At 48.5% G+C, this 19927-nt stretch carries 21 protein-coding genes and 1 tRNA gene; 6 read left to right on the top strand and 16 right to left on the bottom strand.

All coding sequences use genetic code 11. The features are described from left to right. Window positions 1-62 precede the first annotated feature (62 nt). The 11 genes from accD to HMPREF2872_RS04935 all read right to left on the bottom strand — a co-directional run bounded on the left by accD (window position 63) and on the right by HMPREF2872_RS04935 (window position 9863). A complete protein-coding gene (gene accD, locus HMPREF2872_RS04985; protein WP_070631664.1) occupies window positions 63-929 on the bottom strand; it encodes an acetyl-CoA carboxylase, carboxyltransferase subunit beta in 867 nt (288 codons plus the stop codon). Window positions 930-1004: 75 nt separating this feature from the next. Continuing rightward, window positions 1005-1790 carry a tryptophan synthase subunit alpha gene (trpA, locus tag HMPREF2872_RS04980; RefSeq protein WP_070631661.1) on the bottom strand — a complete coding sequence of 262 codons (786 nt, stop codon included), beginning with the start codon at window positions 1788-1790 and terminating at the stop codon, window positions 1005-1007. Between the two features lie 326 nt (window positions 1791-2116). Further along, entirely contained in the window at window positions 2117-2464 is a 348-nt protein-coding gene (locus HMPREF2872_RS04975) for a hypothetical protein (protein WP_070631658.1), read from the bottom strand. Continuing rightward, the gene (locus HMPREF2872_RS04970; protein ID WP_003680933.1) at window positions 2448-2750 is read right to left on the bottom strand and encodes an integration host factor subunit alpha; all 303 of its coding nucleotides are present in this window, start codon (window positions 2748-2750) and stop codon (window positions 2448-2450) included. Before HMPREF2872_RS04970 ends, HMPREF2872_RS04975 begins: the two co-directional genes overlap by 17 nt. 114 nt (window positions 2751-2864) lie before the next feature. Then, entirely contained in the window at window positions 2865-5228 is a 2364-nt protein-coding gene (pheT, locus tag HMPREF2872_RS04965) for a phenylalanine--tRNA ligase subunit beta (protein ID WP_070631655.1), read from the bottom strand. 103 nt (window positions 5229-5331) lie between these two features. Then, window positions 5332-6321 (bottom strand): phenylalanine--tRNA ligase subunit alpha, encoded by a 990-nt coding sequence (pheS, locus tag HMPREF2872_RS04960; protein WP_049351161.1) that lies wholly within the window; start codon window positions 6319-6321, stop codon window positions 5332-5334. A 248-nt stretch (window positions 6322-6569) separates the two neighbouring features. Next, a complete protein-coding gene (gene rplT, locus HMPREF2872_RS04955; RefSeq protein ID WP_003675502.1) occupies window positions 6570-6929 on the bottom strand; it encodes a 50S ribosomal protein L20 in 360 nt (119 codons plus the stop codon). A gap of 12 nt (window positions 6930-6941) precedes the next feature. Then, window positions 6942-7139, bottom strand: a complete 198-nt coding sequence (rpmI, locus tag HMPREF2872_RS04950; protein ID WP_003675505.1) for a 50S ribosomal protein L35 — start codon at window positions 7137-7139, stop codon at window positions 6942-6944. A gap of 142 nt (window positions 7140-7281) precedes the next feature. Beyond that, on the bottom strand, window positions 7282-7803 hold the full coding sequence (gene infC / locus HMPREF2872_RS04945) for a translation initiation factor IF-3 (protein WP_079453677.1): 522 nt from the start codon (window positions 7801-7803) through the stop codon (window positions 7282-7284). Window positions 7804-7820: 17 nt separating this feature from the next. Then, window positions 7821-9734, bottom strand: a complete 1914-nt coding sequence (gene thrS, locus HMPREF2872_RS04940; protein ID WP_070631652.1) for a threonine--tRNA ligase — start codon at window positions 9732-9734, stop codon at window positions 7821-7823. Window positions 9735-9786: 52 nt separating this feature from the next. After that, window positions 9787-9863, bottom strand: a tRNA-Val gene (locus tag HMPREF2872_RS04935). Between the two features lie 237 nt (window positions 9864-10100). Between HMPREF2872_RS04935 and tgt the strand changes: the two genes are divergently transcribed. The 4 genes from tgt (at window position 10101) to HMPREF2872_RS04915 (ending at window position 13528) form a co-directional block, all read left to right on the top strand. After that, window positions 10101-11216 (top strand): tRNA guanosine(34) transglycosylase Tgt, encoded by a 1116-nt coding sequence (gene tgt, locus HMPREF2872_RS04930; RefSeq protein WP_070631648.1) that lies wholly within the window; start codon window positions 10101-10103, stop codon window positions 11214-11216. Between the two features lie 85 nt (window positions 11217-11301). Further along, entirely contained in the window at window positions 11302-12312 is a 1011-nt protein-coding gene (gene hemH / locus HMPREF2872_RS04925) for a ferrochelatase (RefSeq protein ID WP_070631646.1), read from the top strand. A gap of 120 nt (window positions 12313-12432) precedes the next feature. Continuing rightward, a complete protein-coding gene (locus HMPREF2872_RS04920; protein ID WP_049329197.1) occupies window positions 12433-12831 on the top strand; it encodes a c-type cytochrome in 399 nt (132 codons plus the stop codon). Window positions 12832-13036: 205 nt separating this feature from the next. Further along, window positions 13037-13528, top strand: coding sequence for a disulfide bond formation protein B (locus HMPREF2872_RS04915; protein WP_070631643.1), 492 nt, complete (start codon window positions 13037-13039; stop codon window positions 13526-13528). Window positions 13529-13588: 60 nt separating this feature from the next. Here HMPREF2872_RS04915 and HMPREF2872_RS04910 read toward each other — a convergent pair whose 3' ends face one another. After that, window positions 13589-14317, bottom strand: a complete 729-nt coding sequence (locus tag HMPREF2872_RS04910) for a YebC/PmpR family DNA-binding transcriptional regulator (RefSeq protein ID WP_049329917.1) — start codon at window positions 14315-14317, stop codon at window positions 13589-13591. 365 nt (window positions 14318-14682) lie between these two features. On the opposite strand from HMPREF2872_RS04910, the gene HMPREF2872_RS04905 reads away from it, so the two are divergent. After that, the gene (locus tag HMPREF2872_RS04905; RefSeq protein WP_070631641.1) at window positions 14683-16113 is read left to right on the top strand and encodes an alanine/glycine:cation symporter family protein; all 1431 of its coding nucleotides are present in this window, start codon (window positions 14683-14685) and stop codon (window positions 16111-16113) included. 58 nt (window positions 16114-16171) lie between these two features. On the opposite strand, the gene HMPREF2872_RS04900 is transcribed toward HMPREF2872_RS04905, so the two are convergent. Beyond that, entirely contained in the window at window positions 16172-16798 is a 627-nt protein-coding gene (locus HMPREF2872_RS04900; protein WP_049350640.1) for a PAQR family membrane homeostasis protein TrhA, read from the bottom strand. A gap of 384 nt (window positions 16799-17182) precedes the next feature. Between HMPREF2872_RS04900 and HMPREF2872_RS04895 the strand changes: the two genes are divergently transcribed. Further along, window positions 17183-17746 (top strand): RBBP9/YdeN family alpha/beta hydrolase, encoded by a 564-nt coding sequence (locus HMPREF2872_RS04895; RefSeq protein ID WP_070631639.1) that lies wholly within the window; start codon window positions 17183-17185, stop codon window positions 17744-17746. 133 nt (window positions 17747-17879) lie between these two features. Here the strand turns inward: HMPREF2872_RS04895 and pyrC are convergent, their stop codons facing one another. The 3 genes from pyrC to HMPREF2872_RS04880 all read right to left on the bottom strand — a co-directional run bounded on the left by pyrC (window position 17880) and on the right by HMPREF2872_RS04880 (window position 19844). Beyond that, window positions 17880-18914 (bottom strand): dihydroorotase, encoded by a 1035-nt coding sequence (gene pyrC / locus HMPREF2872_RS04890; protein ID WP_070631638.1) that lies wholly within the window; start codon window positions 18912-18914, stop codon window positions 17880-17882. A 99-nt stretch (window positions 18915-19013) separates the two neighbouring features. After that, the gene (locus tag HMPREF2872_RS04885) at window positions 19014-19607 is read right to left on the bottom strand and encodes an NMCC_0638 family (lipo)protein (protein ID WP_070631637.1); all 594 of its coding nucleotides are present in this window, start codon (window positions 19605-19607) and stop codon (window positions 19014-19016) included. Window positions 19608-19619: 12 nt separating this feature from the next. Continuing rightward, the gene (locus HMPREF2872_RS04880; protein WP_003681929.1) at window positions 19620-19844 is read right to left on the bottom strand and encodes a sulfurtransferase TusA family protein; all 225 of its coding nucleotides are present in this window, start codon (window positions 19842-19844) and stop codon (window positions 19620-19622) included. Window positions 19845-19927 lie beyond the last annotated feature (83 nt).

The raw sequence follows: 19927 nt of genomic DNA, 5'->3' as shown, positions 1-19927 counted from the left end.
TGAGTGTCCAAGATTTGGGGGCCAGTTCAATTACTTTCAGACGGCCTTTCTTATTGTGCTAATCAAGCAGCAGTTACTTTACTTTCATGACGCAACAAAGTAATCAAATCACTGATACGTTTTTTCATGGAACGACGATCGACGATTTGGTCGATTGCGCCCTTCTCCAACAAGAATTCTGCACGCTGGAAACCTTCCGGCAAGGTTTCGCGTACAGTCTGCTCGATAACGCGCGGACCTGCAAAACCAATCAGAGCATTCGGCTCTGCCAAAACCACATCGCCCAAGAAGGCAAAGCTGGCAGATACGCCGCCCATGGTCGGGTCGGTCAATACGGAAATAAACGGCAGACGTTTTTCAGTCAGCAAATGCAAAGCCGCACTGGTTTTCGTCATCTGCATCAAAGAGTTCAAACCCTCCTGCATACGCGCACCACCGGAAGCCGCCACGCAAATAAACGAACAATTATCTGCAACAGCACGGCGTACACCCTGCACGAAACGTTCACCCACTACCGAACCCATGGAGCCGCCGATAAAGCGGAATTCAAAAGCAGCCACCACGACGGGCAGGCCGTTCATGGTGCCTTTCATAACAACCAAAGCATCGTCTTCGCCGGTTGCTTTACGCGCAGCAGTGAGGCGATCCGTATATTTCTTGCTGTCTTTAAATTTCAGCGGGTCTGTCGGTTTAATATTGACTGCAATCTCTTCACGGCCTTCTTCATCCAAAAGCAGGTCCAAACGTTCACGCGCAGAAAGCGGATTGTGATGATTACATTTCGGGCAGACTTCGCTGTTTTGTTTCAACTCGGTTGAGTAAACCGTTGCCGAACAAGACGGACATTTGTGCCACAGACCTTCAGGGACGCTGGACGAACTGCTTCGGTTTTTAATTTTCGGAGGAAGAATTTTATCTAGCCAGCTCATGAATGACTCCTTAGGATTCAGAATTCAGACGGCCAGTTGAACGTAAGGCCGTCTGAAACAATGGAATGGAAAAATTTAGCGAATCGCGTCTTTCAACTCTTTAACCAACGCGCCTACTGCTTCAGCCTCGCTACCTGCGTGGCTTTCAATCTCTTTGACGATACGGCTGCCGACAATAACGGCATCCGCCACCGCACCAATCTTACGCGCACTCTCCGCATTATTGATGCCGAAGCCGACACCAATCGGAATATCGATGTATTTGCGCAAAAGCTCTATTTTACGCGAAACTTCTTCAGTGTCCAAACTTGCCGCACCGGTTACACCTTTGAGCGATACATAATACACAAAACCGCCGGCTACTTTGGCAATCGTTTGAATACGATCCTCAGTTGTCGTTGGCGCAATAAGGAAAATGCAATCAATACCTTGCGCTTTCAACAACTCATGTAAAGGCGCAATGGTTTCTACCGGAGAATCCACGGTCAACACGCCATCAACGCCTGCTTTGGCAGCCGCTTGCGCAAACGCCTGATAACCCATTTTATGTACAGGGTTCAAATAGCCCATCAACACAACCGGCGTTTTATCATTGGTTTGGCGGAACAAGCGCACTGTTTCCAATACGTCGTGCAAGGAAACTTGATTTGCCAACGCCCTTTCAGCCGCACGTTGAATAGTCGGGCCATCCGCCATAGGGTCAGAAAACGGCACACCCAGTTCCAAAATATCAGCACCATTAGCCACCAGGCTATGCATCAATGCCAAGGTTATCTCAAGGCTGGGATCACCCACCGTAATATAAGGAATCAGTGCTTTTGCGCCATTGAGCGCTGAGAAAGTTTGTTGGATTCTGCTCATTTTCTGCTATCCATTTCATCGATTTGAATGTTGTCCGGCAGCCTGTTTGTTCAGCCGTTACATTTATTTTAAAAACCTCAGTCTGCCATGAAAAGGCGGCATCTATCCGCATTATCTAATGACTGTTTCTTCCCAATCGGCAAACAAGAGGCTAAGTATAACATTTACGGCTATTTCATAGAATCATTTGCAATCAAGATTCTGATATTTTGAAAGCAATATAAAACAATAAAGGCCGTCTGAAAATCATTCAAACAGCCTTTATTAGAATCAATTATGCAAATCTTTGTATGCCTTCGCACTTTTGATCAGAATTTCCCTATCGATTACAGCTCGACATGGTGGTTTTGTTGTCCAGAACCCAGATGACGCTCCAAATCAGACAAAATCTGCATCAGACCATGACGGACTTCTTCTGCATTGGCGGCAGGATTGCCGTTTGCATCCAAAGCGCCACGGCTGAACGTATCGATATATGGTTCAAACGTATCTTTAAGTTTCAACAACTTAACTACATCTGAGCGCGTATATCGATCACCACCGTATCCAATCACAACATTATTTTCATGTTGCCATTGGGCAAACTGAGCCGGACTGATTTGCACCAATTGGCACATTTCATCCAACGTAAAATAACGCTTGGCAGGAATAACCGGATTATTGTTGTTTGTCATAGTAATGCTCCACCATGCCTTTGAGTTTTTGGCTGGCATGGAAAGTCACCACACGGCGTGCGGTAATCGGCACTTCTTCGCCTGTTTTAGGGTTACGGCCAGGGCGTTGAGGTTTATCACGCAATTGGAAATTACCGAAACCTGAAATTTTAATTTCTTCACCACGCGCCAAAGTGCTGCGGATTTCTTCAAAAAAGAGCTCGACGATTTCTTTGGCATCATTCTTGGTGACGTTGCTGACTTTGTCGACCAAAATATCAGCCAATTCTGCTTTAGTTAATGTCATGTGTTTACCTTCATTCAAACTGGTGCAATTATTACCAAAATTCTTTTAAAAATCAAGTCCTCACCAAAAAATTAAATATTATTGGCGATTTTTGGCGACAACTTTTGTCTTATGTTAAGCGCGAAGCTGTGCGTCTTTTTCGGCTGCCGCTTTAATCATTTTCGCAACCAAAGGCTCGATGACTTCATCTGTCAGCGTGTTTTCCATATCTTGCAAAATGATTTTGACGGCAACGCTCTTCATGCCTTCAGGCACTCCCGTACCGCGGTAAACGTCAAACACGCTGATTTCTTGAACCAGCTTGTTCGCCGCCGCTTTCAGGGCATTTAACAAATCATCATGCGTTACAGCCTCAGGCATTACAAATGCCAAATCTCGGCGTGCAGCTTGGAATTTGGATACGGACTGATAACGGGTTTTCTCACGACCCAATACCGCATCCATATCGATTTCAAATACCAGCGGCGCTTGCGGCAAATCATATTTTTGCAGCCATTTCGGATACAACTCGCCAACAAAACCAACTACTCGGCCATCTGAAACAATATTGGCGGCACGTCCTGGATGCAATGCTGGATGTTCGGTTTTAACAAAAGATACTTCTTTGTTTTTCAAAAGGCTCTCAACATCGGCTTTCATATCGTAGAAATCTACGTTGCGTGTTTTCTCACCCCATTGCTCAGGCAGCACGGAGCCATACCACAAACCGCCGATACGTTCGTTTTGAACAAATTGATCAGCCGAATCTTTGCTGAACACGCGGGCGATTTCAAACACGCGCACGCGGTTTTGCTTGCGGTTCAGATTGTTCTGCAGAATTTCCACCAAGCCGCCGATGAGCGTGGATCGCATCACGGCATACTGCGCTGCCAGTGGGTTTTGCAGGCGGATGGGGTTGTCGTTTGCGGCAAAATCAAGCTCCCATTGCTCGTCAACGAAGGCGTAGCTGACCACTTCGCGGTAGCCGCGCGCCGCCATTTCGTTATAAACGGCAAAACGCGGACGGCGAGTTTCGGGCAGCGCCAGCATTTTCAGACGGCCTGATGTGTAATCGTCGGGGATATTTTCATAGCCGTTAACGCGGCCGATTTCTTCAATCAAATCGGCTTCGATTTCGATGTCGAAACGGAAACTCGGCGCGGTAACACGGAAACCTTCCGCCGTTTTTTCAGGCTGCAAGCCCAAGTGCTGCAAAATGGTTTCCACCTGTTCGGCAGGAATGTCCACGCCCAACACGGTTTTCAGACGACCCAAACGCAATTCGACCTGTTTGTTTTCAGGTAGCCTGCCCAACGCTTCCACCATTTCGCCTGCCTCACCGCCGCAGATTTGCAAAACCAATTCGGTAGCACGCTCAATGGCATCGGCCTGCAAACGGTAATCCACACCGCGCTCAAAGCGGAACGACGAATCCGAGCCAAAACCGTATTGGCGCGATTTGCCGGCAATAATTTCAGGCGCAAACCAAGCCGCTTCCAGCACGATATTTTGTGTGTCGTCTGAAACCGCGCTTGCCTCGCCGCCCATCAAGCCGGCCAAGCTCAACGCACCTTTTTCATCAGCGACCACCAGTGTATTGTCAGCCAAAGTAACCGTCTTCTCATTCAGGCACGCCAAAGTCTCGCCATTTTGAGCACGGCGGACAATTAAACTGCCTGACAGCTTGTCAGCATCGAAAACGTGCATAGGCTGACCGATTTCCAGCATCACATAGTTGCCGATGTCCACCAATGCGGAAATGCTGCGGATACCGCTGCGCTCCAAACGTTGTTTCATCCAATCAGGGGTAGCCGCTTTCGCATTGACATTTTCAATCACGCGACTGATAAAACGGCCACAGTCAGCCGGTGCATCAATACGGACAGCCTGTTTTTTCTCACTGCCGATAGAGGCCGTCTGAATTTCAACAGGCGTAAACGCACATTGAGTCAACGCAGAAACCTCACGCGCGATGCCCTTAACACTCAAGCAATCAGCGCGGTTAGGCGTAATTTTCAACGTAAACAGCGTATCGTCCAAATCCAAGTATTCGCGGATATTGGCACCGACAGGCGCATCTTCAGGCAGAATATGCAGACCGTCTACGCCATCATCAGGCAAACCCAGTTCATTGGTCGAACACAACATACCGTTTGATGGTACACCACGCATTTTAGTCGGCTTAATTTTGAAATTGCCCGGCAAAACTGCACCCGGCAACGAACACGGCACTTTAATACCCGGCTTGACATTCGGCGCACCACAAACAATCTGAACCAACTCACCCGTACCGGCATCAACTTGGGTAACGTTCAAACGGTCTGCATCAGGATGTTTCTCAACGGATTTCACTTCGGCAACAACCACACCACTGAAAGCAGGGGCAGCAGTATCGATTTCTTCCACTTCCAAACCGGCCATGGTCAAAAGATGTTCCAGTTTATCGGCAGAAAGATCAGGATTGGCTTGGGTTCTCAGCCATGAATAAGGAAATTGCATATTATTTTCTCTACTATCAGGCCGTCTGAAACAAATTTTTATCAGACGAAATCAGTAATATCTATTCACTTTTCAGACGGCCTATCAAAAGACCATCTGAAATTTATTTAAACTGCTTCAAGAAGTTCAAATCGTTATCAAAGAACAGGCGCAAGTCGTTCACGTTGTAACGCAGCATAGCGAAGCGGTCAAGACCGATACCAAAGGCGAAACCGGTATATTTTTCAGGGTCAATATTGACGTTTTTCAACACGTTAGGATGTACCATACCGCAACCGCCTACTTCCAACCATTTGCCATTTTCACCCATGATATCGATTTCAGCTGAAGGCTCAGTAAACGGGAAGAAAGACGGACGGAAACGCACTTGCAGGTCATCACGTTCAAAGAAGCGACGGATAAAATCAGTAAACACAGCTTTCAAGTCGGCAAAAGTCACACCCTCTTCTACCCACAAACCTTCAGCCTGATGGAACATAGGCGAGTGAGTGGCATCACTGTCTACACGGTAAACGCGGCCGGGGGCAATAATGCGGATAGGCGGCTCTTTTTTGTCGAGCATATAGCGGATTTGAATAGGCGAAGTGTGTGTGCGCAAAACGTCGCCGTTTTCAACGTAGAAAGTATCTTGCATCGCACGCGCTGGGTGATTTGCAGGAATATTCAAGGCTTGGAAATTATGGAAATCGTCTTCGATTTCAGGGCCGTCCGCTACTTCAAAACCCATACCGTGAAACAGCTCGACCACACGTTGCAAAGTTAAAGTAACTGGATGCAAACCGCCATGTTCTTGCGCACGGCCCGGCAAAGTAATATCCAATGCTTCTGCAGCCAATTGAGCTTGCAGCTTGGCTTCATTTAGGGTATCGCGTTTGGCATTAAAGGCCGTCTGAAACTGATTTTTGCATTCGTTGATGTGCGCACCTATGGTTTTACGCTCTTCAGGAGACATTTGACCCAAAGTTTTCAAAAGTCCGGTCAATTCGCCGGTTTTACCAAGATAGCGTGCTTTAATTTGTTCTAAAGCATTGAAGTCTTGCGCGGCTTCAATAGCGGCAATACCTTCTGCAACGATACGGTTTACATTTTCCATAGTGGTTTATCGTCTGTTTGTTGATGGCAGGCCGTCTAAAACAACAAAGCCGTCTGTTGGATTTGATTTCAAACCCGTTCAGACGGCCTTTTGTCTTACTGCGGCCAATCCGTTTGATAAGAGAGGCCTATTTTATCGCAAATTAGTATAAAAAAATAGAGTTTAAAGAAAGAAAATCAACTACATAGGATTTCTTTAAGAAAAGAAAAAAGGAAGCATAAGCTTCCTTTTTAAATAATCTTATCGAATTAAGCAGCCAAAGCAGCTTTAGCTTTTTCAACCAATTGTGCAAATGCAGCTTTGTCGAATACAGCCAAATCAGCCAATACTTTGCGGTCGATTTCGATAGCAGCGCGTTTCAGGCCGTTCATGAATTTGCTGTAAGACAGACCATTTTCACGGGCACCTGCGTTGATACGAACGATCCACAGTTGACGGAATTGACGTTTGCGTTGGCGACGGTCACGGTATGCGTATTGACCGGCTTTCATTACCGCTTGTTTGGCAACACGGTAAACGTTTTTACGACGACCGCGGTAGCCTTTGGCTAACGCGAAGACTTTTTGGTGACGAGCACGAGCGGTAACACCGCGTTTTACGCGTGGCATATTCTAAACTCCTTAAGCGTAGGGCAACATTTTAGCAACAGAAGCCAAATCGCGTGAATCAACCATAGCGGTGCCGCGCAATTGACGTTTAGTTTTAGTGGTTTTTTTGGTCAGGATGTGACTTTTGAACGCATGACCGCGTTTTACACCACCGTTACCCAGTACTTTAAAGCGTTTTTTCGCGCTAGACTTGGTTTTCATTTTAGGCATTGGAAAACTCCATTCGTTATTAGATAAGGTATAAGGGGTTTTGAAATAAATTTCAAACACTTGGAACCCAAAATACCACGGTTTTTGCCGCTAATTAAACCTTATTTCGAGCGGCAATCGAAATAAGCCTTGCATTATAGCTTTATTTTTTCTTAGGCGCAATCATCATCACCATTTGGCGGCCTTCCATTTTAGGGAAGGACTCGATTTGTGCCACTTCAGCCAACTCTTCTTTTACGCGCTCAAGCAGTTGGGCACCCAATTGTTGGTGGGCCATCTCACGACCGCGGAAACGTAATGTCACTTTGACTTTGTCACCATCGGCGAGGAAGCGGTTGATGTTGCGCATCTTGATTTGATAGTCGCCTTCATCAGTACCCGGACGGAATTTAATTTCCTTGATTTGTACCTGCTTTTGGTTTTTCTTGGCTTCGTCGCGCTTCTTGGCTTGTTGGTATTTGTATTTACCGTAATCCATCAGTTTGCATACGGGCGGTTTGGCAGTCGGGGAAATTTCTACCAAATCGACATCTTGCTCTTCGGCCATAGCCAGAGCTTCACGAACTGAAACGACACCAAGCTGATCGCCTGACTCACTGATTAATCGCACTTCTTTGGCGGTAATTTCACCATTGATTCGTGCTTCGCGTTCTTGAGCGATGATGAATACTCCTATAAAAATTAATGATTGACGAGGGCGTCAGTGATTTCTTGCTGCAATTGTGCAATAAAATCATCTACATTCAAAGAACCCAAGTCTTCTGCTTTGCGGCGTACCGCAACTTTGTTTTCTTGTTTCTCTTTATCGCCGACAACGATTTGATAAGGGAAACGGTATTGACTGTTGTCACGGATTTTGTAACCGATTTTTTCGTTACGCAAATCCAATTCGACACGGAAGCCCGCCGCCTGCAACTTGGCAGCCACTTCGCGACAATAATCTGCTTGGTTCTCGGTGATATTCATAATCACCATTTGAACCGGCGCAAGCCACAATGGGAATGAGCCTGCATGGTTTTCAATCAGAATACCGATGAAGCGCTCCAACGAACCCAAAATAGCACGGTGCAACATTACGGGACGCGTACGGTCGTTGTTTTCTGTTACATACTCGGCATTCAAACGCTCCGGCAATACGAAGTCCAACTGCAGGGTACCGCACTGCCAAGAACGACCCAAGGCATCTTTGACATGATATTCAATCTTAGGACCATAGAATGCACCTTCGCCAGGCAATTCTTCCCACTCTACTCCGCAGGCGGTTAATGCGTCACGCAGGCCTTGTTCGGCCTTATCCCAAACTTCGTCAGAACCTGCTCGTTGTTCAGGGCGGAGGGACAACTTCACGGCAACATCATGGAAGCCGAATTGTTTGTAAATGCGAACCAGCAACTCATTGAATGCACGTGCTTCATCAACGATTTGATCTTCAGTACAGAAGATGTGCGCATCATCCTGCACAAAACCGCGAACACGCATCAGACCATGCAACGCACCGCTTGGTTCATTACGGTGGCAAGAACCGAACTCAGCCAAACGCATTGGCAAATCGCGATATGAGCGCAAGCCGTTATTGAAAATTTGCACATGACCCGGACAGTTCATCGGTTTAACCGCGTATTCGCGTTTTTCGGAACTGGTCACGAACATATTGTCTTTATAGTTTTCCCAGTGGCCGGATTTTTCCCAGAAGGTTTTATCCATAATCTGAGGCGTTTTCACCTCTTTATAACCGGCAGCATTCAGCTCTTTGCGCATATGCTGCTCAATCACTTGCCACAAAGCCCAGCCTTTAGGATGCCAGAACACCATGCCCGGTGCTTCATCTTGCAGGTGGAACAAATCCAATTGTTTACCCAGCTTACGGTGGTCGCGTTTTTCCGCTTCCTCGATGCGTTGGATATAGGCTTTCAATTCGTCCTTACTTGCCCAAGCCGTACCGTAAACACGTTGCAACATTTCATTGTTGCTGTCGCCACGCCAGTATGCGCCTGCCAACTTGGTCAGCTTGAAGTTTTTCAAGAAACGGGTATTGGGAACGTGAGGACCGCGGCACATATCGACGTATTCTTGATGATGATACATGCCCATTGCTTCCACTTCAGGCATGTCTTCAATCAGACGCAATTTGTACTCTTCGCCGCGATCTTGGAAAATTTTGACGGTTTCTGCACGAGGCGTCATCACTTTAATGACGTCATAGTCTTGTGCAATCAACTCTTTCATGCGCGCTTCAATGGCGGCTACATCATCAGGCGTAAATGGTTTTTCAGTTGCGATATCGTAATAGAACCCGTCTTCAATCACCGGGCCGATAACCATTTTGGCATCAGGATAGAGCTGCTTGACCGCATGACCGACCAAGTGCGCGCAGGAGTGGCGGATAATTTCCACACCTTCTTTGTCTTTAGGCGTAATGATTTGAACGTGGGCATCTTCGGTAATCGGATCGCAAGCATCCACCAATTTACCGTTAACCTTGCCTGCTACCGTTGCCTTTGCCAAACCTGCACCGATAGACGCTGCAATTTGCGCCACGGTAACGGGTGATTCATATTGGCGGACCGAACCGTCCGGCAAGGTAATGTTCAACATCAGAAAGCTCCAAAACATTAAAAAATAACGGCATAAAGCCGTTATGGAAATTTGGTAGGCACAATTGGACTCGAACCAACGACCCCCACCATGTCAAGGTGGTGCTCTAACCAACTGAGCTATGTGCCTTCATCTAAGTCGCTTATTGTAACGAAGCGTGTTCCCTTTTGCAAGCATCTGTAAATACTTTTCAGACGGCCTGAATATTTTTGTTTGATTTATACCTCATTTTTTATTTCCTCCATCATTCATGCCGTCTGAAGCATTGTTTTGACAAAGATAAAATCCAGCCGTCAACCAACGAAAAATCCTTTATAATCTGCCCTTTCATTTCGCACACGCGCGAACGTCCAATCTATTATTACTATGCTCAAATTTACCTTACACAAAAAAGACGGTCATGCCCGACGCGGCACTTTGGAACTGAACCACGGCAAAATCGAAACGCCGGTATTTATGCCGGTCGGCACTTACGGTTCGGTCAAAGCAATGAACCCGCAAAACCTGCATGACATTAAAGCGCAAATCATCTTAGGCAACACTTACCATCTGTGGCTGCGCCCCGGCTTGGAAGTCATCGAACAATTCGGCGGCCTGCACGAATTTATCAGCTGGGACAAGCCGATTTTGACCGACTCGGGCGGTTTCCAAGTATTTTCGTTATCCGATATGCGCAAGCTGACCGAAGAAGGCTGTACATTCCAAAGCCCGATCAACGGCGACAAACTGTTCCTCTCGCCCGAAGTGTCGATGAAAATCCAAACCGTATTGAATTCCGACATCGTGATGCAGTTGGACGAATGCACCCCTGGCGAAGCAACGCACAGCCAAGCGCAAAAATCGCTGCAAATGAGCCTGCGTTGGGCGGAACGAAGCAAAAAGGCTTTTGAAGACCTGAAAAACCCGAATGCGCTGTTTGGCATTGTACAAGGCGCGATGTATGAAGATTTGCGCGAAGAATCGCTGAAAGGCTTGGAAGAACTCGACTTCCCTGGCTTGGCCATCGGCGGCTTATCCGTTGGCGAACCTAAGCCCGAAATGTACCGCATGTTGCGCGCCGTCGGCCCTATCCTGCCGGAACACAAACCTCATTATTTGATGGGCGTCGGCACGCCTGAAGATTTGGTGTACGGCGTGGCACACGGCGTGGATATGTTCGACTGCGTCATGCCTACCCGCAATGCGCGTAACGGCTGGCTGTTTACCCGTTTTGGCGATTTGAAAATCAAAAACGCCAAACACAAACTCGACAAACGTCCGATTGATGAAAGCTGCACCTGCTACGCCTGTCAGAATTTCAGCCGCTCCTACCTGCACCATCTGCACCGTGTCGGCGAAATCCTGGGCGCACAGCTCAACACCATCCACAATCTGCACTTCTACCAAGTCATCATGGCAGAAATGCGCGAAGCCATCGAACAAGGCGAATTTGCCGATTGGCAGGCGCAATTCCATGAAAACCGTGCCCGCGGTGTGGATTAATCCTTTTAAAGGCCGTCTGAAATCAGGTTTGGATTCAAACTGCTTTTCAGACGGCCTCAATTTTCTTAATTAATAAAGCACAATCATGTCCCGTTTCCATACCGAACCACCCTTAGCCTACACCGCACAAAACCGTACCGCCGTCCTGCTGCTCAACCTCGGCACGCCTGACGCGCCCACTGCTGCCGCAGTCAAACCTTACTTGAAAGAATTTCTGTCCGATCAACGCGTTGTCGAACTGCCTAAGCTCTTATGGCAACCGATATTGCGTGGCTTGGTATTGACTTTTCGCCCGAAAAAAAGCGCGCATGCCTATGAAAAAGTTTGGTTTAAAGAAGGTTCGCCGCTTGAGGTTTACACACACCGCCAAGCAGAAGCCCTGGCCAAACATTTGCCCGATGTCATCGTCCGTCATGCCATGACTTACGGCAATCCAAGCGTTGCTGATGTTTTGGCGGAACTCAAAGCCCAAGGCGTGGGCAAATTGCTGGTCATTCCGCTCTATCCGCAATATGCCGGTTCTTCTACCGGCGCGGCTTTGGACAAAGTGTTTCAAGAGTTATTGCTGCAACGCAACCAAATGAGCGTCCGCACCGTCTCCCGTTATTACGACGATGCCGCCTATATTCAAGCCATGAAGCAGCATATTGAAGCCTATTGGGCTCAAAACGGACGCGGCGAAAAACTGATGTTGAGTTTCCACGGTATTCCGCAAAAGCATCACGATGACGGCGACCCCTATCCTGACGAGTGCCACCATACCGCCAAGCTGTTGGCGCAGGCATTGGGCTTGTCCGAACAAGAATACATCGTTTCTTTCCAAAGCCAGTTTGGCAAATCCCAATGGATCAAGCCCAGCACGCAAGCCCTGTTTGATCAGCTGCCGAAACAAGGCACAACCAAACTCGATGTATTCTGCCCCGGTTTTCTGGCCGACTGCCTCGAAACCATGGAAGAAATCGCCATTATGGGACGCGAACAATTCCACGCTGCAGGCGGCAAAGAATACCGTTACATCCCCTGTCTCAACGATTCCGCCGACTGGATTACCGCACTTACACAATTAAGTCGAGTCAATCTGCAAGGCTGGATTTGACCTAAACCAAAGGCCGTCTGAAAAATCTACTTTCAGACGGCCTTTAGCGTTATCATCAAGCTATTAAAACGCAAACCAAGCGTGTGGCCATCAAAAACACCGCTCAAAAAGGAATACATTATGACTGCACTCCGCCCTATCCTGCTCCTTCTGACCGCACTCAGCATCCCAACTGCTTTTGCCGCTGATGCCGCGCTGATGAGCAAAGGACAAAAAATTTACGAAAGCAACTGCGCTGCCTGCCACGGTAAAAAAGGCGAAGGCCGGGGTGCCATGTTCCCACCTTTATTCCAGTCCGACTATATCAATAAAAAACCGCAAGCCCTGTTGCAAAGCATGACTAAAGGCATCAACGGCCCGATTACAGTAAACGGCAAATCCTACAACGGCTTCATGCCTGCTACCGCTATCAATGATGCTGATGTTGCCGCCGTTGCCACTTACATCATGAACGCCTTTAATAATGGTGGCGGTACGATTACTGAAGCAGATGTCAAAAAATCTCACGGGAAAAAATAAAACGTCTCTCCCCTAAAGGCCGTCTGAACATTTCAGACGGCCTTTTCGATATGGAACACATTTTTGTTTCTATATTTATGGTTACGCAATATCAACAAACATACGCAAAAAACCGTCAAACCAAAAAAAGCATATGCGTTTTGTGTTAAAGTAAACATTATTGATCGGCTGTTTTGCGTCCAGGCCGTCTGAAAGGTTTTATGTCATGAACTTTTTCCGCAAGACTGTTTTATTTTTAGTCGTCCTCTCTATATTTGCCGCCTGCGGCTCCTTTATTTCACAATACGTTTTGGGTATGAACCCGTGCGTATTGTGCATCCTGCAACGCTTGTGCGTATTGGCTGTCGGGCTGTTGGCCATTATTACGGCATTCAGTTCTCAATCTTCCAAATTTGCCCGCTCGCTCTCGGCATTGTTGATTACCGCTCCGGCCGTTTACGGAGCAGGTGTCGCCGCCTATCAAATTTGGCTGCAAAGCCTGCCGCCCGGCACCGCCCCTTCTTGCGGCGCACCTTGGACTTTCCGCCTGCGCGACTGGCCTTTGTTCGATTGGTTTGAACCCATCGTCCGCGGCTTTGGCAACTGCGCCGAGCCGGACTATCTATTCGGTGTTGCCCTACCGGTGTGGAGTATTTTGTATTTCGGCTTTGTCGTATTGCTGCTGCTTTGGGCTTGGGTGAAAACCAGAAAAATCTGATTGGTTTCGATATAAAAAGGCCGTCTGAAATTTCAGACGACCTTTTGTTCTTTAAACTATTTAATCCAGATTCAACACGGCAGAAGTGTAAACGTCTTGTACGTCGTCCAAATCTTCCAATGCGTCAATCAGTTTTTGCATTTTAACTGCATCTTCGCCGCTCAACTCGGTTTCGTTTTGGGCGCGCATGGTAACGTCGCCGTCAACAGATTTATAACCTGCCGCCTCCAAAGCCGATTTCACACCGGCCCAGTCGTTCGGCGCGGTAATCACTTCGATGGAACCGTCGTCGTTGGTGATGACGTCTTCCGCACCGGCTTCCAAAGCCGCTTCCATCAGCGCATCTTCGTCAACGCCCGGTTCAAACACCAAATAGCCTTGATGAACGAAGTTGAACGCTACGCAACCGTCGGTACCCAAGTTACCGCCGTTTTTAGTGAACGCATGGCGCACATCGGCAACGGTACGGGTTTTGTTGTCGGTCAAACAGTCCACCATCAAAGCCGCGCCGCCGATGCCGTAGCCTTCGTAACGCAACTCGATGTATTCCACGCCTTCCAGATTGCCCGTACCTTTATCGATGGCACGTTGCACGTTGTCTTTAGGCATATTGTTTTCAGCAGCTTTTTCCAAAGCCAGGCGCAGGCGCGGGTTCGCGCCGGGGTCGCCGCCGCCCATACGGGCAGCAACGGTAATTTCTTTAATCAGACGGGTGAAGATTTTGCCGCGTTTGGCATCTTGTCGGGCTTTTTTATGTTGGATATTTGCCCACTTACTATGGCCTGCCATGTTGATTCCTTTCGTTTTTTCACGCGTTGAGGCGGAATTTGCTTCATTTGTAAGGCGTGCATTTTATCATAAGTTGCCTTTAGCCAAAATATTCAGACGACCCGAATATTTGCAAAAACAGGCCGTCTGAAAACAAAGAAACCTTTTTTAAATAAAGAAGCACATTGGCGGCAAACCTTTGTCAGTTTTTCGTTTTAATTCACGAAGGTTTACGGTATGATGACAAAACCGGTCAAAATTGTTAACAACTTAACCGGTATCGAATGGCAAAACGGCCTGCTCGCCGATGTTGCCAACCATGAAAAATGAGTGGGAGTAGTTACCCGTATCATTTTATTTTTATTGTTTTTATTAAAGGTTTTATTATGGAAGAAATATTGTCTGCTCTGGTGGGTGCAGTCAATCAGGTTCTTTGGGACTACCTGCTGATTTATGCCTTAATCGGTATCGGCCTGTTTTTTACCCTGTACTTGGGCGCGCCGCAAGTGACCAAATTGGGGACGGGTTTCAAATCCGTTTTCGGCGGCTTGTTCAGCAAAAATGACAAAGACCACGAAGGCAAATCCCTGTCTCAATTTCAAGCGCTTGCCGTGGCGATTTCCGCGCAAATCGGTACCGGTAACGTTGCCGGTGTCGCCACTGCGATTACTGCCGGCGGCCCGGGTGCCATCTTTTGGATGTGGTTGTCTGCCATTTTGGGCATGTCTACCATTTTTGCAGAAGCCGTTTTGGCGCAAAAATACCGCGTGGTCAGCCACGGCAAATACATCGGCGGCCCTGCGTTTTACATCACGCACGGCCTGACTCCGAAAATCGGCCGTGGCGCGGCGCGTTTCCTGTCCGGTTTTTTCTCCATCGCCTTGATTATCGCGCTGGGTTTCATCGGTAACGCGACCCAATCCAACTCTATCGCCTCGGCCATAAATTTGGCTTTCGATATTCCTCCGATGGCTGTCGGCATTGCTTTGGCGGTATTCGCCGGCCTGATTATCATCGGCGGCATCAACCGCATTGCCGGTATCGCGCAATTTGTCGTGCCGTTTATGGCTGTGATTTACATCTTGTGTGCCGTGATTATTTTGTTCAAATTCTCCGACCACATCATTCCGATGTTCCACAATATCTTTGTCGCCGCCTTCAATCCTGAAGCAGTATTGGGCGGTGCGGCCGGTATCGGTATGCGCGAAGCTGTCCGCTTCGGTGTGGCACGCGGCCTGTTTTCCAATGAAGCCGGTATGGGTTCGACCCCACACGCTCATGCGACCGCCAACGTCAAACACCCTGTACAACAAGGTATGGCCGCGTTTATCGGTATTTTTATCGATACGCTGATGGTTTGCACGGCAACCGCGCTGATTATCCTGCTGACCGACGCCAACCTGTCCGGCGAAACCGGCGCTGCGGTTACCCAACTGGCGTTTAACAAAGCCTTCCCGGGTTTTGGTTCGCAACTGCTCGCCGTCTGTCTGACCTTCTTCGCCTTTACCACCATCATCGGCTGGTACTACTTCGGCGAATCCAATATCCGCTTCCTGTTCCGCGGCAAACACTTGGGCATCTACCGCGCACTGGTTTTGGTGGCCATCGTATTGGGTACATTGGGCAAAGTGGATTTGGTTTGGAGCATGTCCGATATGTTCAACGGCTTTATGGTCTTGCCGAACTTAATCGCCCTCTTCCTGCTGCGTAAGGAAATCCGTGCGGTTTACGACGATTATCTGGCGCAAACCAAAGCCGGCAAAGAGTTGACCTACAATTATGAATTCCACGAATTTCACGACAAAAATCCAGGTTAACGACAAACAAAAACCTCTCAGTCAAACTGAGAGGTTTTTTATTTCAGGCCGTCTGAAACTACAACACATAAAAATAAATGCTGATAAATTGCGTCAAACTGCCTGCCAAGACAAACAAGTGCCAGATACCGTGGCCATGGCGGATTTTCGTATCGTTGATAAACCAATAAATCCCCACGCTATACAATACGCCGCCCAACACCAGCCAAAATAATCCACCGGCCGAAAGCGACTGTATCAGCGGCCACACCGCCACCACAATCAGCCAGCCCATCAAAACATAAATCACCATCGACAGCAGCCGCTTCTCGCTTTTGCGCCCAATTGTCAGCTCTTGAACAATGCCCAACAAAGCCAGCCCCCATGACACGCCGAAAAGCGACCAGCCCCAACCGCCCTGCAGGGTAATCAGCGTAAACGGCGTATAACTGCCTGCAATCAAAAGATAAATCATACAATGATCGACCTTTTGCAAAATCGCCTTGGCCTTCGGCTGCGGAATACTGTGGTATAAGGTTGAGCCCAAATATAGAAGCAGCAGGCAGACTCCATAAGTCAGTGCACCGGCAATCCGATAGCCGTCCGCCGATTCGACCGCCTTTACCAGCATCAGCACCAAGGCCGCCACTGCCAACAAGAAACCGGCCAAATGGCTGTACGCATTAAATCTCTCGCCGTGATACATAAACCATTCTCATTTATAAAAGACCAAAGTGTACGCCAAGACAGGCACTTCGTCAGAGAAATCGGGTTAAAAATAAGTTAAAGCGTAAAGGCCGTCTGAAAAACACGGCCTTGCAATATAACAAAAACATCTTTGCAACAAACAAACCATTCTTTCCCTTTTTCAGACGGCCCCTATATATTTCAAACCCGAACAATACGGCAACGCCATCCGCCCCTGCCGTGTTGTTTGCTTTATTATTCTTGCAAATATCATTTAACAACAAAAGCTTAATCAACCATCCTTACAAAGCGGCAAACAATAAAACATAAACAAACATGGTATAATAAACACTTACGGGCAGAGATTTAGACAAAATCTCAGGCCGTCTGAAGGAGGAGAAACATGAATCGACGCGTTTATATCGTACATGGCTTTGAAGGCAATCCGCACGGCAACTGGTTTGACTGGCTTTGCGCCCAAGTCAAAAGCACCGGCGCACAAGCAATCTCCCTTGCCATGCCCAATCCCGACAAACCAAGCACGACCGCGTGGCAGTTTACCCTTGACCAGCACATCGGCAAGCCCGATGCCCATACCTTTCTAGTCGGCCACAGCCTCGGCTGCATTACCCTCCTTCACTTCCTCAGCCGCCAACAGCCGCAAAAAATCGGCGGTCTGTTGCTTGCCGCCGGTTTTGCCGATACACTGCCGCCCCTGCCCACGCTCGATGCCTACATTGAAGCAGCGTCCCCCGATTTCGACATCCTGCGCAAAATCGATATGCCCAAACACTGCCTGGTTTCCGACAATGACACCCATGTTCCGCCCGAACTGACTTTGGACATGGCGGCCAAACTCAAAAGCCCTGTTACCCATATTCCAGAAGGCGGCCATTTAATGGCTTCGGACGGTTTTACCCAACTGCCGCAGGCTTGGGAAGCACTGAAACCCATGTTGACCGAATAAATACACACTCTAATCCTGTTTTCAGACGGCCTTGACTGTCTTCCCTCCCCATAACAGGCCGTCTGAACGACAATAAAAAACAACCTGCCCTTTCAAGCAGGTTGTTTCTTTTTATGCCTAATTGGCGGCAAATTTAATATTGTACCGTCCATTCAATCTCGCCGCCGGCCCTCATCGGTACAAGCTCGCCATCGCCGTAAGGCACACTGGCAGGTACGGTTTGCGTTTGTTTGACCAATGTAATGGTATTGGTATTTTCAGGCAGACCGTAGAAACGTGGGCCGTTTTTAGAAGCAAAGGCTTCCAGTTTGTCCAACGCGCCTGCTTTCTCAAACACTTCGGCATAAAGCTCGATGGCCGTCATTGCGCTGAACATACCGGCGCAACCGCAAGCATTTTCTTTGGCAGTCTTGGCATGTGGCGCAGAGTCCGTGCCGAGGAAGAATTTGTGCGCCTTATTGCCGGTAACGGCGGCAACCAAAGCCTGACGGTGGGTTTCGCGTTTGAGTACAGGCAGGCAGAAATGATGAGGGCGCACGCCGCCGACCAAAAGGTCGTTGCGGTTGAGCAGCAAGTGTTGCGGCGTCACGGATGCGGCCACATTATCGCCGGCTTCCAATACCAGTCGGGCTGCTTCGGCAGTGGTGATGTGTTCAAACACGACCTTGAGGTTTGGAACTTGCGCCAAAACCGGCTTCATCACGCGCTCGATAAAGGCGGCTTCGCGGTCGAAAATATCGATTTCAGGATCGGTTACTTCGCCGTGAACCAAGAACAAAATGCCCTGTTTCGCCATTTCTTCCAACACGGGGATCAGCTTAAACAAGTCGGTCACGCCGGAATCGGAATTGGTGGTCGCGCCTGCTGGATAGAGTTTGAAAGCCACAATACCGGCAGCCTTGGCTTCACGCACGAGTTCGGGAGTGGCGTTATCGGTCAAATAAAGCGTCATCAACGGCTGGAAGCTACTGCCTTCTGGCAGGGCAGCCATAATGCGCTCTTTGTATGCTTGGGCATCGGCAACGCTGACGACTGGCGGTTTGAGGTTGGGCATGATAACCGCGCGGCCCATTTGTCGGGCGGTGTACGGGGCAACGGCTTTGAGCGCGTCGCCGTCGCGCAGGTGTAAGTGCATATCGTCGGGGCGGATGATGGTCAGGGTTTGCATAGCTTACTTTCGAGTGGTTTGGTTTGATAATGTTTCAGACGGCCTTTATTCGGCGGTAACGGTTTCTATCAATTTGATGTTTTTCAATCGTCAACCGGCCTAAGGTAAAACGGCGGCCTTATTGTCGTAAGAATGATGGGTCAAATAAAAAACAGCCTGTACCGGAAAATGCTCGGACGACGTTGTTTTAACGGTCAGCAAGGTTTCTTTCGGACTGCCGGACGCGCGCCATGCGTAGGAAATCTGACGCATAGGCAACGGGGTTTCCGCCAAATTATCGGCACGCAATTCAGCGTTCAAACCTTGCGGCGGATTTTCTGCCAAAGCCAAAAATTGTTTGAAAATCAGATGGTCGTCGGCTTTAGCCGTGCGCACGCTGCAACTGTCTTCAGTCAAGCTCAAATAATAATCTGCGCCGTTTACCGTTTTCTTCCAAATGCTTAATGCCTCCAAATCCATCATTCCGGCAGACAAATCGGCAATATCTTTTTTCGACAATAAAATCAGCTTGTTGGCATTGGCAAACTCGCCGACAAGGGAGGCATCACCGTCTGCAGCCACGCAGCTTTGGCGGAACAAGTCGGTTACATTTTGGGCATAATCGGCAGCGTTCTGCGGCGAAACGCCTTCATTGCCGCATGCACTGAGGCAGACGGCCAATACGGCGGCAGACAACGCGACGGCTTTAGACATTTCAGACGGCCTTTATTTGTGCTTCAACACCAGCTTGAACACGCCGTCGGCTTCGCTCGATTCCAACAAGACATGTCCGGTCTGACGGCAAAACGCTTCAAAATCGCCGGGCGCGCCGCCATCAGTGGCCAATACGGTCAGCACTTCTCCTTCCTGCATTTGCGCCAAAGCTTTTTTGGCACGCAAAATCGGCAACGGGCATTTCAAACCGATGACATCCAGAGTTTGTGTATTCATGATGAAACTCGTCATATTAATCAGAATTAACGCCAATTATACCGCACTTACTTGCACCCCACCCTGCAAGCCCATAAAATAAA

The sequence above is a fragment of the Neisseria sp. HMSC069H12 genome (assembly GCF_001812735.1).
Lineage (GTDB): Bacteria > Pseudomonadota > Gammaproteobacteria > Burkholderiales > Neisseriaceae > Neisseria > Neisseria subflava.
The sequence above is the reverse complement of the archived record's forward strand: the minus strand, read 5'-3'. Positions and strand labels throughout refer to the sequence as shown.

Excerpts from the sequence above, each read along its gene's own strand:
- accD (WP_070631664.1), bottom strand. The coding sequence starts at position 929 with ATGAGCTGGCTAGATAAAATTCTTCCTCCGAAAATTAAAAACCGAAGC.
- trpA (WP_070631661.1), bottom strand. The coding sequence starts at position 1,790 with ATGAGCAGAATCCAACAAACTTTCTCAGCGCTCAATGGCGCAAAAGCA.
- HMPREF2872_RS04975 (WP_070631658.1), bottom strand. The coding sequence starts at position 2,464 with ATGACAAACAACAATAATCCGGTTATTCCTGCCAAGCGTTATTTTACG.
- HMPREF2872_RS04970 (WP_003680933.1), bottom strand. The coding sequence starts at position 2,750 with ATGACATTAACTAAAGCAGAATTGGCTGATATTTTGGTCGACAAAGTC.
- pheT (WP_070631655.1), bottom strand. The coding sequence starts at position 5,228 with ATGCAATTTCCTTATTCATGGCTGAGAACCCAAGCCAATCCTGATCTT.
- pheS (WP_049351161.1), bottom strand. The coding sequence starts at position 6,321 with ATGGAAAATGTAAACCGTATCGTTGCAGAAGGTATTGCCGCTATTGAA.
- rplT (WP_003675502.1), bottom strand. The coding sequence starts at position 6,929 with ATGCCACGCGTAAAACGCGGTGTTACCGCTCGTGCTCGTCACCAAAAA.
- rpmI (WP_003675505.1), bottom strand. The coding sequence starts at position 7,139 with ATGCCTAAAATGAAAACCAAGTCTAGCGCGAAAAAACGCTTTAAAGTA.
- thrS (WP_070631652.1), bottom strand. The coding sequence starts at position 9,734 with ATGTTGAACATTACCTTGCCGGACGGTTCGGTCCGCCAATATGAATCA.
- tgt (WP_070631648.1), top strand. The coding sequence starts at position 10,101 with ATGCTCAAATTTACCTTACACAAAAAAGACGGTCATGCCCGACGCGGC.
- hemH (WP_070631646.1), top strand. The coding sequence starts at position 11,302 with ATGTCCCGTTTCCATACCGAACCACCCTTAGCCTACACCGCACAAAAC.
- HMPREF2872_RS04920 (WP_049329197.1), top strand. The coding sequence starts at position 12,433 with ATGACTGCACTCCGCCCTATCCTGCTCCTTCTGACCGCACTCAGCATC.
- HMPREF2872_RS04915 (WP_070631643.1), top strand. The coding sequence starts at position 13,037 with ATGAACTTTTTCCGCAAGACTGTTTTATTTTTAGTCGTCCTCTCTATA.
- HMPREF2872_RS04910 (WP_049329917.1), bottom strand. The coding sequence starts at position 14,317 with ATGGCAGGCCATAGTAAGTGGGCAAATATCCAACATAAAAAAGCCCGA.
- HMPREF2872_RS04905 (WP_070631641.1), top strand. The coding sequence starts at position 14,683 with ATGGAAGAAATATTGTCTGCTCTGGTGGGTGCAGTCAATCAGGTTCTT.
- HMPREF2872_RS04900 (WP_049350640.1), bottom strand. The coding sequence starts at position 16,798 with ATGTATCACGGCGAGAGATTTAATGCGTACAGCCATTTGGCCGGTTTC.
- HMPREF2872_RS04895 (WP_070631639.1), top strand. The coding sequence starts at position 17,183 with ATGAATCGACGCGTTTATATCGTACATGGCTTTGAAGGCAATCCGCAC.
- pyrC (WP_070631638.1), bottom strand. The coding sequence starts at position 18,914 with ATGCAAACCCTGACCATCATCCGCCCCGACGATATGCACTTACACCTG.
- HMPREF2872_RS04885 (WP_070631637.1), bottom strand. The coding sequence starts at position 19,607 with ATGTCTAAAGCCGTCGCGTTGTCTGCCGCCGTATTGGCCGTCTGCCTC.
- HMPREF2872_RS04880 (WP_003681929.1), bottom strand. The coding sequence starts at position 19,844 with ATGAATACACAAACTCTGGATGTCATCGGTTTGAAATGCCCGTTGCCG.